This window comes from Sorangium sp. So ce327 (genome assembly GCF_051530205.1).
GTDB classification, from domain to species: domain Bacteria; phylum Myxococcota_A; class Polyangia; order Polyangiales; family Polyangiaceae; genus Sorangium; species Sorangium cellulosum_B.
Genome location: NZ_CP150330.1, coordinates 9,667,102 through 9,680,296 on the forward strand (window position 1 = coordinate 9,667,102; position 13,195 = coordinate 9,680,296).

The following is a 13,195-nucleotide window of genomic DNA, read 5'->3' on the forward strand; positions in this document are numbered from 1 at the left end:
AAGAGAAGGGGATTGAAATCCCATCAATCTCCCCGTCTCCCTGTTCAATTTTCCGCTTGAATGCCAACGGATTGAGGGGATCTGTCCGCCGGCGATGAGCAGAGTCGCCCTGCCGGGACGGGCGCTCAGCCGCCCTTCGACGGGAGGCGGCCGGAGGTGGCCATGACGCGCCCGCCGCGGCCGGCGCTGACGTCCGCCAGGATGCGATCGCGCTGCGCCCGGATCCGCTCTCCGAGCACGCGGTGGATCGCAGCCCTGAGGGCCATCCCTCCGAGCCCGCGCGTGACCGCGAAAGGCCCCGGCGCCGATCTCAGCCGGTCCAGGAGGATCCTTGGCGCCGACTGCGCCGAGAGCAGGCGGGCGCCGTCGCGCCGGTAGAGCTCCGGGTAGCTCGAGCGGAGCTGCTCTCTCGCGGCGGCATTGCGCGCCAGCGCGCGGACCACGTCGGCCATGCTGTCCACCTCGAAGTGGATGGGCGCCTCGGGGACCACGACCAGCGCGTCGCCGGCGACGAGCGCCGTGAGCCACGAGTCCTCGGTCACGAGGTCGACGGGCAGCCGAGGGAGCGCCCCGGCAGCCAGGAGCCCACGATCGGCCATCACCGCGCCCAGCCGATCGCGATCGATGGCATAGAGGCGACCGGAGATGTAGTCCTGACCGAGGCTGGTCGTCAGCAGGCGGAGGACGGTGCCGAGCGGCGGCGGCGGCGTCCCGCGCGGCTGCTCGAAGGCCGCGGCGACGGCGGCGTGCGGAGAGCGCTCCAGGGCGCGCAGCAGGGCCGAGATGGATCCCTCGGCGGGGCGCACGTCCGCGTCCGTGAACACGAGGCGACGGTTGCGCGCCCGGGCCACGAGGGCGTTCCATGCGTTGTTCTTTCCGAGCTCGCTCTCGATGACGGCGAGCCGCGGCTCCCGCCCCCGGAACGCCTCGACGACACGCTCGGTGCCGTCCGTGCACCCGTTGAGACAGACGAGGATCTCGTCCACCTCGGGGCCGAGCCGCGACAGCTCGGTGAGGGTCGCCTCGATGGTGCGGACTTCGTTGTACGCCGGCAGGCAGATGCTGGCAGCCATCGACTCCGACGCATACCACCACGCCGGCTCGGGTGTCACGCGGCGCGCGCCGCGCGGGATGGCCACCCAGGAACGGACGATGCCGACGATGCCGACGATGCCGACGATGCCGGCGATGCCGGCGATGTCAACGATGCCGGCGCGCCCGCATCCATTGCACGAATTTTACGCTTGGGTAAGGCTCCTGCCTATGTTAGCGTAAGAACAACCCCGCGTGACTACAAAGTCCGCCGGAGGTTCGCGCCGTCGCGCTGGTTTCGCGCCTGACGTCATCGTGATCCTTGGGTGTGCCGGTCCAGGTGCGGCGCTGAAGGGGAGAGCTTATGCACAGGCTTTTTGCGTTCGTGCTCGCTGGCACGGTGCTTCTGGGAGCCTCGTCGCCGGCGCATGCGAAGCGGCCGGTCCTCGCCGAGGGGTCACCGCTGCACGGCACCAACGGGATCAATGTGGGGCCGGATGGTCGGTTGTACGTCGCGAGCTTCCTTGGCAATGAGATCGCCATCGTGAACCGCAAGAGCGGAGCCATCGTGGATCGGCTCGACGCGTCGGACGGGATCGATGGCCCGGACGACCTCACGTTCGGCCCGGATGGCTCGCTCTACTGGACCTCGCTCATCCCTGGCAATGTCGTGAGGCACGCGCCGTCGGGCGAGATCACCGAGCAGTTCGTCGCGCCGGGGGTCAACCCCATCACGTTCTCCGATACGGGGCGGCTCTTCGTGGCGCTCGACTTCTTCGGTGACGGGCTCTACGAGGTCGATCCGGAGCTGTCGGCTCCGCCGCGCCACATCGCGAGCAACCTCGGCTTCCTGAACGGCATGGACTGGGGGCCCGACGGCAGGTTGTACGGGCCGATCTGGACGCAAGGCAGGGTGATCAGCATCGATGTGGACTCCTGCACCGGCGCGGTCGACCCGGAGGTGGAGTGCGATCTCCAGACGGTCGCGGACGGCTTTTTCATCCCTGCGGCAGCAAAATTCGACGCGCTCGGCCGGCTCCATGTGGCCGATCAGAACGGCGAGGTGGTGCGGATCGACATCGAGACGGGCGAGAAGGAGGTCATCGCGGAGCTCACGCCGGGGCTCGACAACCTTGCCTTCGACCCGCAGGGCAATCTCTACGTGTCGAGCGCCAGCGACGGCTTCATCGTCCGGATCAAGCCGAACGGCCAGACACACACGATCATGCCGGGCGGCATGATCATGCCCGGCGGTGTGGCCGTGACGACCGAAGGATGCGGCGAATCGGTCTATGTGGCCGATCTGTCGTCGCTGCGGACGTTCGACGGGGACACGGGCGCTCCGCTGGGCGTCGAGCGGGCGTTCCTCGGCCAATCGGATTTTCATGGGCCTGCCACGGTGTCGGCGGACGGGTCGAATTTGATCTTGACCGCGTGGTTCAGCAGCGTGGTCCAGATCTACGACCCGGCGACGGCGACGGTCCTCGAGACGTACAGCAACTTCGTCTCGCCGCTCAACGCGGTCCGGTTCCAGGGCGATATCGTGGTGGCCGAGCTCGGCGCGGGGCCGGGCGCGGCGCGCGTCGTCCGCCGGACGGGCGGCGGCAGCCTCGTGACGCTCGCGCCGATGACCGTGCCCTCGGGCCTCGCGGTGTCGGGAGGCGACCTCTGGGCCGCCGACTGGGCGACGGGCCAGATCCTCCAGGTGGCGGCAGGGGGCGTGACGCTCTCTCCGCCGCTCGTGGTGGCCGACAGCCTGGATCAGCCGGAAGGGATGGCCGTCGATCTGGACGGCACCCTGCTCGTCGTGGAGGTCGGGAAGCGCCGCCTGCTGCGCGTCGACCCGTCGACGGGGGACACCTGGGTCGTGAAAAAGCACCTCAAGGTGGGTCTCGAGGCGGTCACAGGGACGGTGCCGACCTATGCGTTGAGCGGCGTCGCAGTGGGCCCGTCAGGGACGATCTATGTCTCTGGCGACAAGGACAACGTGCTCTATCGATTCTGATCCAATGGCGACGAGGCGGCGCTGCTCTCGTTCGTCCTCGCCGCCTGAATCCAGACGTGAGGCTCGCCGCCTGCGGCTCTGGCGAGGAGCAGCAGGCGGCCCATCCATGGAGGATGAGCCTCGTTTCGAGTAAGCTCGCGGGCTGCATGCCCGCCCCGACGCTGACACGAAGAGACCTCAACCGGGCCACGCTCGCGCGGCAGATGCTGCTCGCGCGGGAGCAGACCTCGGCCGTCCACGGGATCGAGCGGCTGATCGCGCTCCAGGCCCAGCTGGCGCGGCCGCCGTTCATCGGGCTCTGGTCCCGGCTCGCGGCGTTCCGGCGCGAGCAGCTCGTCCAGCTCGTCGTGCGCCGCGAGGTCGTCCGGGCGCCGTTCCTGCGCGGCACGCTGCACCTCGTGAGCGCAAGGGACTACCTGGATCTGCACCCGGTCATCGCGCCGGTGCTCCACGCCGGGATGCGGTCGGTCCTCCGCGAGCGCGCGGACACCCTCGACGTCGCTCGGCTGGTCGCCGAGGCGCGCGCGTACTTCGACGCGGAGCCGCGGACCATGGACGAGCTGCGCGATCACCTGGCCGAGCTCTACGCCGACGGCGACGTGCGGGCCATGGCCCTCGCGGTTCGCATGCATCTGCCCGTCGTCCAGGTGCCCGGCGAGACCCCGTGGGGATACCCGGGAACAGCGGACTTCGCCCCGGCGGCGTCCTGGCTCGGCAAGCCGCTCCGCGACGGCGGCGCGCCGCAGGCGCTCGTGCTCCGTTACCTCGCGTCGTTCGGCCCGGCGACAGCGGCCGACGTGCAGACGTGGTCCGGCCTGACCCGCGTCAAGGAGGTGCTCCACGCCTTGCGAGAGCAGCTCTGCGCGTTCCGCGACGAGCGGGGCCGGGAGCTCTTCGACCTGCCCGACGCGCCGCGGCCGCCCGCGGACACCGCCGCGCCGGCCCGGTTTCTACCCGATTACGACAACCTCCTGCTCGCGCACGACGACCGCACGCGGGTCATCGCGGACGAGCATCGCCCGCGGATCGTCCTGTCCGCCAACCTGCGCATCCTGCCGACGTTCCTCGTGGACGGCTTCGTGGCCGGCACATGGACGATCGAGCGGAAGAAGGCCACGGCCGCGCTCGAGCTCGAGCCGTTCGAGGCGCTTGGAAAGGCGGCGCGCGAGCAGCTCGCCGAGGAAGGAGAGGCGCTCCTCCGATTCATGGAGGAGGACGCCGCGACCTTCGAGGTGCGCTTCGGGAAGGCGGGATCCGCGAAGGCGCCTGTGGCGCGGGCGAAGGGAGGTGGCTCCGCAAAGGCGCCTGCGGCGCGGGTGAAGGCGAAGAGCGGTGGAGCTACAAAGGTACCTGCGGCGCGGGCGAAGACGAAGAGCGGCGCAGCCGCGAAGGCACCTGCAGCTCGGGAGAAGGCGAAGAGCGGTGGAGCCGCGAAGGCACCTGCAGCGCGGGAGAAGGCCAGGAGATGAGGTCGCCAGCTGACGAATCCCTCACGTTACTGGCATTTTGCGAGAAATTGAACAGTGAGGCGGGGAGACAGGGAGTTCCGGAGGTCTCGCGCTGGATGCACGTCATTGCCGCCCGCAGGGCATCCATCGCTTCGTCATCGTGCACGTGAGGAGTGAAGCAGCCAATGGTGCGTTCGACCTACGGCGCCAGCTTCACGAGGAAAGCGTCTTCCGTGCCGTCCGCGGCGAGCGCTCCCCCGCCGAGGTCGACCTCCCCCACCGTGCTGCCAGCGACGAACACGTGACCCGCGCCGTCCGCGGCGACCGACAAGCCCCGCTGGACGTCGGGACCAGGGAGCTGAGCGACCGACAGCAGGTCGCCCGCGCCGCTCAACGTGGCCGTGAAGGCATCGTAGTCGCTCTCGCTCCCGGTGGAGAAGGGGCTCCCGGCGAAGTCGCCCGACCCATAGAAGCTGCCGCCGAGCAGCAAATTCGCCCCGTCGCTCGCGATGCTCGATACCCACACGTGCAGCCCGAGACCTTGACTCCAGAGGTGGTTGCCGAGCGGATCGAGCTTCGCCAGGAAGGACTCGTTGGCCCCTGGCAAGCTCGACAGCGGCCCGCCGCCGAGATCCAGGGTCGACCCGAACTTGCCCATCACGAAGAGGTTGTCGTCCGCGTCCACCGCGACGGCCCGGCCGGACTGCCACGCGTCGTCGCCGAAGTTCTTGCTCCACAGGTGATTGCCGAGCGCGTCGTACTTCACGATCAAGACGTCGTCCGAGCGCCGCGTGGCCTTCGACAGCGGCCCACCGCCGAAATCGGCGGTCCCCCGCAGCGCGCCCACCACGATCACGTTGCCGGCCCCGTCAGCGGCCGCGCTCCACGGACGCATGTAGTCCGTCCCCACGAAGCCTCTGCTCCAGAGGTGCTCGCCGCTCGGAGAGAGCTTCACGAGGAACGCATAGTAGCCGACCGTGTTCGTAGGAGGGACGCGGCCGCCGCCGAAATCGATGCCCGAGTCGGAGCTGCCGGACAGGAAGATGTTCCCCGCGCCGTCGACCGCCAGCGCATCGAGCGACCTGACGCCGCCGGTGCTCAAGCGCTTGCTCCAGAGGTGGGCGCCGGACGGGTCGTATTTCGCCATGGCGACCGTCGGGATGCCGCGGCCGACCGGCCCGCCGCCGAGGTCGATGTCGAGCGTTCCCTCGGCGCCCACGAGGACGACGATGTTGCCAGCGCTGTCCACGACCATGCGCCGGATCGGGTTTGGCGAGACCGGCGGGCCCACGTCGAAGGCCCTGCTCCACAGATGCTCGCCGGCCGGAGAGAGCTTTCCCAGGAAGATCGCGGGCCCCCCCGGCGCGAGCTCTCCGCCGCCGAGATCCACGGCGCCGCCGAGCGCGCCCAGGAAGACCGCGTTGCCGTCGCCGTCGGCTGCCACCTCCAGGATGGAGTGCTGTACGCCGTCGTCCTGCCTCCCTTCGCCGAGGTGGCACTGCCGCGCATCGCCGCCGGTCGATGGCGCGAACTCCACCACGAAGCCGTCATCCCAGCCGGGGGCGCAGCCGGGGAAGTTGTAGTCGCGGCACTCGATGAGATCGCCTGGCTGGAACTGGCCGTCGTAGCGGCCCGCGAGCATCCCCCGCGGACCTTGTCCGGTGACCTTCCAGGCGAGCCCCGCTGCGCGCTGGTCCTGGGCGTCGCCAGCGCGGCGGTTCCAGAGAGGCGCGCCGCTCCCGTCGAGCGCGGCGTAGAAGAGGTCGTCGCCGCCGGCGCTCGCGAGCGGCCCCGCGCCGAGATCGATCTGGCCCTGGAACTCGCCCGCGAGCAGGGTCACGTCCCCCTCCGCAGCAGCGATGGCCTTGCCGCGCTGATCGGCCTCGTCTCCGAAGCGCGCGCTGTGGAGGTGGTCCCCGGTCACGCTCAGCCAGGCCACGAAGACGTCGCGGCCTCCCGCGCTCACCAGCGGCCCCCCGCCGAAATCCGCCTGTCCCTCCAGGTCGCCTGTCAACAGCACCTCGCCCGTCTCGCGCGCGTCGAGGTCCCCGACATGCTGGTCCTGGGCATCGCCAAAGCGCTTGCTCCAGAGGTGCTCGCCATGGGCGTCGAACCTGGCCACGAACACGTCATCGCCGCCCGCGCTCACGAGCGGGCCGCCCCCGAGGTCCGCCTGTCCCTGGAGATCGCCGGCCACGATGACGTCATCCGCGCTGTCCACCGCGATCGCCTCGCCGCGCTGGTCCGCGGCGTCGCCGAACCGCTGGCTCCAGACGGCATCGCCGTCAGGATCGAGCTTGGCGACGAACGCGTCGTCGCCTCCGGCGCTCACGAGGGGGCCGCTGCCGAGGTCCACAGTCCCCTGGAACCGGCCCGTAATGAGGATATTTCCTTCGCTGTCCGCCGCGACCGCCTCGCCGCGCTGATCTGCGGCGTCGCCGAAGCGCCGGCTCCAGACGTGCTGTCCGCCGGCGTCGAGCTTGACGACGAAGATATCGTCGCCGCCGGCGCTCGTGAGCGGGGCGCCGCCGACATCCACGGTTCCCTGGAACACGCCGACCACGACGACGTTCCGGGCGGCGTCCACGGTGACGGCGCGCGCCCGCTGTCCGCCGGGGCCGCCGAGCCGCCGGGACCAGAGGGGGATGTACGCCCAGTCGGGATCTTCGCTGTCGCGCACGAGCTTCATCACGAAGGCATCATCGCCGCCGGCGCTGTACATCGAGCGCCAGCCGTTGCGATCCATGGCTCCCGCGAAGTGGCCGGTGACGATCATGCCGCCGTCCGGATCGATGGCGACGTCCGTGGCGACCTGCGCGTGGGCGCCGCCGAAGCGCTTGCTCCAGACATGGCCTCCTGTTCCGTCAGCGCCTCCGGTGCCGCCGGCGCCGCCTGTTCCCCCGACACCGCCTGTTCCGCCAGCGCCTCCGGTGCCCCCGACACCGCCTGTTCCGCCAGCGCCTCCGGTGCCCCCGACACCGTCCGTTCCGCCAGCGCCTCCGGTGCCGGCAGTGCCGCCTGTTCCCCCGACACCGTCCGTTCCGCCCGCACCGCCGGCGCCGCCCGTGCCCCCGACTCCACCGGTGCCGCCCGTACCCCCGGCTCCGCCGCCGCCCGTGCCTCCGGTGCCGCCCGTGCCCCCGGCTCCGCCGCCGCCCGTGCCCCAGGCTCCGCCGTCTCCGCCCACTCCCCCTGCGCTCGCCTCGCTGGTAGCCGGAGATGATCCCGCTCCGCTGCTGGAGCCCTCCTGCTCACCGACGTCGCAGGCCAGCGCGGGCACGGTGATGGCCAGCAGGACAGCTGTCCTTGTCAGCCCTCGCGCCCCGCGGACCGATCGCCACCGCCCTCGCGACTCATCCTTCGCGCACATGCATCCTCCATCCGGCTCGCTATGTTGCGCCAGCTCGACAGGACATTCACGAGAAAGCTGGATCCCGTCCGGGTTCACCCGCGTGCGGAAGGAGAAAGAACACCTACACCGAACCACTTTGCAAGCAACCTTGCCAAACAAACGGTGCTGGAACGCCCTGACCGGCGCACCTCGGGTATGGTCCGTGTCCGAGGGATCGCACCGATGCGCAAGAATTTGATTTCGATTGGGTTGCTCAGCTGCCTGCTCTGGTCCTGCACCTCGTCCACGTCGGCTCCGGACGATGAGGCCGCCACGGGCGCCACCACCACCACCAGCAGCACCGCGAGCACAGCTCAAACAAGCGGAACATCGGCGAGCACCGGGAGTGGCGCGGGCGGCAGCAACGCGTGACCATTTCCGGCCACCCCATGGCCACTCATGGCCATTGTGCACGTGATTCCCGTGCTTTATCCCTCTGCCATGAGCTCCGAACGCGCGCCATCCTCCACGGCGTGGGCCGTGGGCAAGGCCCTCTGCATCCTGTCGGCCGTCGCTTACGGCCTGTTGACCGGGCTGATCGACATCCTCGATCCGCATCACCTCCGGAACCCTGACTGGCCCGGACACGCGAGGTTCCACCTGCTCTGGCAGATCAGCGCCGGCGCCCTCGGCGCGCTCGCTTCCATCTACCTCTTCTGGACGGCAACGCCGCGCACCGTGGAGCGTGTCCGGACAGGCGCCTTCCTGGGCGCCCTCCATATGGGCGGATTCATCCTGGCGGCCGTCTTCACGAGCGCCGCCGGCGCCGAGTTCGACGCCGGTGGCCGGGTCCTGCTCGGCTTCCTCCCGCCGAACATGCTGCACCTGGGCACCTCCGCAGCCCTGCTCTTCGCCGGCGTCTCCCTGTGTCACAAGAGAGGGGCTGCCACATGAGCCATCGCGCCGTCTCTGCTCCTGTCCTCATCATCGGCGCTGGCCCCTCGGGGATGGTGAGCGCGCTGTGCCTCGCCAGGCGCGGCGTCGACTGTGTGCTCATCGAGCGCCGGCCGGGCCTGGAGAATCACCCCAAGGCCCACGAGCTCTCGGCGCGCTCGATCGAGATCCTCCACGAGCTGGGGCTCGGTCATGGCGAGCTGTCCGCGGAGGCATCGCCGGAGGAGGACGCAGCCAAGATCCTGTTCTGCGGCACGATCGGCGAGGAGTTCGGCAGCATCGATCTGCGCGCCAACGGCGTCGGGCGCAAGTACCGAGAGCACCTCGAGGCGCCCATGCCTTACCTCAACCTCTCGCAGGTCGAGCTGGAGAAGCTCCTCCGCGAGCGCGTCTCGGCGTCGCCGCGGATCCAGGCGCTCCATCACCATCAGTGGGAGTCCTTCGAGCAGGACGCGGAGGGCGTCACGAGCCGGATCACGGACCGGACGACGGGCGAGACCTTCTCGGTCCGGAGCCAGTACGTCATCTGCTCCGACGGCGCCGGGAGCCGGAGCCGCAAGGCCCTCGGGATCGAGATGAAGGGCCCGGACAAGCTGCTCGACGTCGTCAACGCCTATTTTCAGGCGGATCTGCGCCGCGTGGTCCGCACCCGGGGCAAGCTCTACTTCATCTTCTCCCCGAAGGCGCCGGGCAGCGTGTTCATCGCCCACCACGTCGAGAAGCGCTGGGTCTTTCACCTCCCGGTGGCGACGCCGCACGAGAAGATCGAGGAGTACACGCCCGAGGTGATGCAGAGGAAGATCAAGGCGGCGCTCGGGCGGGACGACGTCGATATCGAGATCACCTCGATGAGCCACTGGCGCATGACAGCGCAGGTGGCGGAGCGCTTCCGCAGCGGGCGCGTCTTCCTTGTCGGCGACGCTGCCCATCGCTTCCCGCCCACGGGCGGGCTCGGCATGAACTCCGGCATCGGCGACGCGCACAACCTGGCCTGGAAGCTCGCCATGGTGATCGAGCGGCGGGCCGCGCCCGGCCTGCTCGACAGCTACGAGGCCGAGCGCCGCCCGGTCATCGAGACGAACTGCGACGAGAGCCGGCTCAACTTCGAGAGGATGAGCGAGGTCGCAGAGGCCTTCGGGATCGAGGTCGAGGAGGCTCAATGGGTCAACGAGAAGCTGGCGAGCTCCACGATGCGCGCGCTGCCTGCCCCGCTCCGCGCCTGGACCGAGCGGCAGGTCCAGCACTACGGCGAGAGCATCCTCTCGCGGTACCATCGCGATCCCTCGGTGCGAGAGCGCGTCCTCGCGGCCATCGCGCAGCAAAGGTCGCATTTCGACAGGATAGGGCTCGACCTCGGCTACACGTACGAAGAGGGCGCGCTCCTCGGCGACGGCACGAGGCCGCCGGAGGTCGACGATCGGGTATCGTCGTACCTCCCGTCGACGCGGCCGGGCGCGCGATTCCCGCATTTCTGGCTGGATGGCAACAGGAGACAGCGCGGCAGCCGCTCCATGATCGACTACGGCGCTTCGATCCTGCTGCTCGGCGCGGCCGTCGAGGCGCTGCCCGCGGACATCGAGGCGCTGGAGGCTGTCGAGGCGCGCCACGGCGTCCGGCTGTTCAGGCTCGGCGCGGCCGACATTCCTGCCTGTCACCAGGCCGCGGTGCACGCGCTCTCGCAGATCGAGCAGGACGGCGCGCTCCTGATCCGGCCGGACGGGCATGTCGCGTGGCGCCAGCAGCGCGGCGTGACGCTCTCCGTGGAGCTGATCGCGTCGATCGTGGAGCAAGTCTACGGGGTCTAGTTCGACCCACCGGGAGTCCTGCGAGGGATCCGGAGAGAGGTTTCAACGCGAAGATCACTCGGGCGCTGGCAGATGTGGAGGCTTATCGCGCACCAACGATCCGCGACCCCTGCGGCGCCTCACGACGTCTCCCCCGGCGCCACGCGACCAGGCCCAGACCGAACAGCGCGGCGAGTTGCCAGCGTTCCGACGAATCACGGCCGAGACTGCAGGAACAACCCGAGCTGCCCTGGTCCGTGGTGCCATGATCCGCGCCCCCCGAGCCACCGGAGCCGCCCTCGGACGCGCCGCCGGCCGAGCCGCCGCCAGTCGAGCCGCTGCCGGCCGAGCCGCTGCCGGCCGAGCCGCTGCCGGCCGAGCCGCTGCCGGCCGAGCCGCTGCCGGCCGAGCCGCTGCCAGTCGAGCCGTCGCTCTCCGAAGGCGAGACGCTATCGCACAGCGTGCCAGTCCCAGGAGGGGGCGAGCATTCGCCGGCGTCTGGGATGTTTCCACCCGCCGTCCCGGTGAGACGGAAGTAGATGCCGTACCTATCCGCGTATCGCTGGTAGTGCGGAGTGAACGTCAACGTGTTGTTGGAGTCCGTGTTCCGGAGCGTGAATTCCACCTTACCCGGGGTTTGAACCAAGTTGTTCTCGATGTCGGCGATCCACTCGTTGATCGTGATGCCGTTGTTGATGCCGATGGTGTCTTTGATGACGACACCAGCGGGAATGGTAGCCTTCTCGGATGCCCACTGGGGCTCCGACAGCATCCTCTCCGTCCCGAGACCGGCGCTCAAGACGACCGGTCCGTAGACGAACGCCACCGCATTGGGGTTATCGGGGAGCCTCGAGACCTTCACCTCCATCGGCAGCGTGAGCTCCACCTTGTCTCCGGGCTTCCAGGTGCGACCTACCGTGAGATAGCCGTCCGCCTCCGTTGCGTCGCATGCCTGACCGTTGACCGTGATCGTCACGGGCTGACAACGAGCGACCCAGGAGGGCTTTCTGAATCTGATCGTGACCGCATCGGCCGGGGCAGCGGTGATCTCGAAAACCGCCTTGTCGGAGAGAGGAAAATTGGAGGTCTGTTTCAACGACAGCCCCCGCGCGGACCAGGTCAACGTCGAGCCGAGGAACATGTTGACGTACAGATCCGTATCGTCATGGAAGTACAAGCTGTCATTGAGCTTGGTATAGTTCTCCATGCCGGTTCCGTTGCAGCACCAGAAAGTGTCCTGCGGCTTGCCGAACACCTTGAAGAACCCTGTTCCCATCGGCTTGAAGTACGCCGTCATTCCGTTCGTCGGATTGACGGCAGACATGATCTCGTTGATATGGGTCTGCTCGTAGTAGTCGGCATACTTGACGTCCCCCGTGGCCTTGAAGAGCCCTCTCGAGAGCTTCAGCATGTTGTACGCGTTACACGTCTCGTTGTTCACATTGTCTCTTTGCGCGTCCAACTGCCTGGGCTCGTGAAAATGCTCGAGCTGGCTATTCCCACCAGTGACATAGGTATGATCCCTCAACACGATGGACCAGAACTGCTCTGCCGCGGTGTAGTAAAAGTTCTCCTTTTCGCCCAGCGTTCGATAGCGGTTCAGGGCGCCGATGAACTTGGGGATTTGCGTGTTGGCATGCTTGCCTGGCAGGATGTTGTTGCCTTGAGAAATCGGCGTGAAGAGCGAGTCCTCGTCGAAGATGTGGGCTGCCGCGAGGTGATTGGGGTTGTTCGTCAGCCTGTACAGATCGTACAGGCAGTCGTTCATGCCGCCGTACTCGACGCCCAGGACCTTCCTTCGAAGGTCCGCGTTCCAGGTCGAGCTGCGGTTGTAGGCCCAGTCCCCCAGCTTGCTCGCGATTTCGAGGGCCGTCGCATTTCCTTCGAACTCGTAGACGTCGATGAGGCCTGCGATGATCTTGTGCATCGTGTACCACGGAGCCCAGCTGGAGCCGCTGGCCTTCCCCTCGACGACGTCGAAATGCGTCTCCGGCGACGCGAACAGGTATCCTCTGGGACTCGCGTTTTGAAATGACTTCAATTGACCGATCGTGTAGTCGAGCTTCTGCGCGATGGCGGCGCTCTGCTCCGCGTCGGAGCTCTTGAGCTGTTTGTACGCTCGCGCCATGGCGGACATGTAGTGTCCTATGGTGTGCCCGCGCAAGAGGCTCCAGCCACCCTCCCACCCGCCGTAGAGATTGAGGCCCGACGAGCTCCCAGGGTCCTTTCCTTGCGACACCGCCTTGAAGCCCGCCAGAAGTCGGTTGGGGTCGAGGCTCATGATGTACGCGAGCTCTTTCGAAGAGATGTTCTGGTAGTACGCGTCGGTGACGCTCACCTCGTCCAGCTCGAACTCCTGCAGCTTCTCGACGGAGTCCGCGGCGGACGCCATCCCTGGAGTGAGGACGCCAAACAGAAGAGATACGGCCAACGCGGTGGCCCCCGAGAGCGAGCGCCGTACCTGCAGGATCCTCTTGCTCATGATGCTCCTTTCAGATCTCGAATGCATCGTATGCAGGAAATTCAAAGCGAGACCACGCCGCGCCAAACGGTCGTCGCCGGTGACAGCACTCGATTTTTCACGATAGCCGCCGAACGAGCGCGGTATGCCGTGTTCTCTGGTGGAGCCCCCGCGGCCCGA

General features: G+C 68.2%; 7 protein-coding genes. 4 read left to right on the forward strand and 3 right to left on the reverse strand.

Features of this window, described 5'->3' with window-relative positions; genetic code table 11:
* Positions 1 to 125: 125 nt before the first annotated feature.
* Positions 126 to 1,073 carry a glycosyltransferase family 2 protein gene (locus WME95_RS36245; RefSeq protein WP_437903893.1) on the reverse strand — a complete coding sequence of 316 codons (948 nt, stop codon included), beginning with the start codon at positions 1,071 to 1,073 and terminating at the stop codon, positions 126 to 128.
* 323 nt (positions 1,074 to 1,396) lie between these two features.
* Here WME95_RS36245 and WME95_RS36250 point away from each other — a divergent pair, with 323 nt between their 5' ends.
* Both WME95_RS36250 and WME95_RS36255 read left to right on the forward strand, forming a co-directional pair.
* Complete coding sequence (locus WME95_RS36250) at positions 1,397 to 3,037, forward strand: hypothetical protein (protein ID WP_437903894.1); 1,641 nt, start codon at positions 1,397 to 1,399, stop codon at positions 3,035 to 3,037.
* Between the two features lie 146 nt (positions 3,038 to 3,183).
* Positions 3,184 to 4,506 (forward strand): winged helix DNA-binding domain-containing protein, encoded by a 1,323-nt coding sequence (locus WME95_RS36255; protein WP_437903895.1) that lies wholly within the window; start codon positions 3,184 to 3,186, stop codon positions 4,504 to 4,506.
* Between the two features lie 178 nt (positions 4,507 to 4,684).
* On the opposite strand, the gene WME95_RS36260 is transcribed toward WME95_RS36255, so the two are convergent.
* Positions 4,685 to 7,855: a hypothetical protein gene (locus WME95_RS36260; protein WP_437903896.1), complete on the reverse strand. Its 3,171-nt coding sequence runs from the start codon at positions 7,853 to 7,855 to the stop codon at positions 4,685 to 4,687.
* Between the two features lie 462 nt (positions 7,856 to 8,317).
* Here WME95_RS36260 and WME95_RS36265 point away from each other — a divergent pair, with 462 nt between their 5' ends.
* On the forward strand, positions 8,318 to 8,770 hold the full coding sequence (locus tag WME95_RS36265) for a hypothetical protein (RefSeq protein WP_437544278.1): 453 nt from the start codon (positions 8,318 to 8,320) through the stop codon (positions 8,768 to 8,770).
* Positions 8,767 to 10,575 (forward strand): FAD-dependent monooxygenase, encoded by a 1,809-nt coding sequence (locus tag WME95_RS36270; RefSeq protein ID WP_437903897.1) that lies wholly within the window; start codon positions 8,767 to 8,769, stop codon positions 10,573 to 10,575. The genes WME95_RS36265 and WME95_RS36270 overlap by 4 nt, the downstream gene beginning before the upstream one ends.
* A gap of 82 nt (positions 10,576 to 10,657) precedes the next feature.
* Here the strand turns inward: WME95_RS36270 and WME95_RS36275 are convergent, their stop codons facing one another.
* Positions 10,658 to 13,036, reverse strand: coding sequence for a beta-L-arabinofuranosidase domain-containing protein (locus WME95_RS36275; protein ID WP_437903898.1), 2,379 nt, complete (start codon positions 13,034 to 13,036; stop codon positions 10,658 to 10,660).
* Positions 13,037 to 13,195 lie beyond the last annotated feature (159 nt).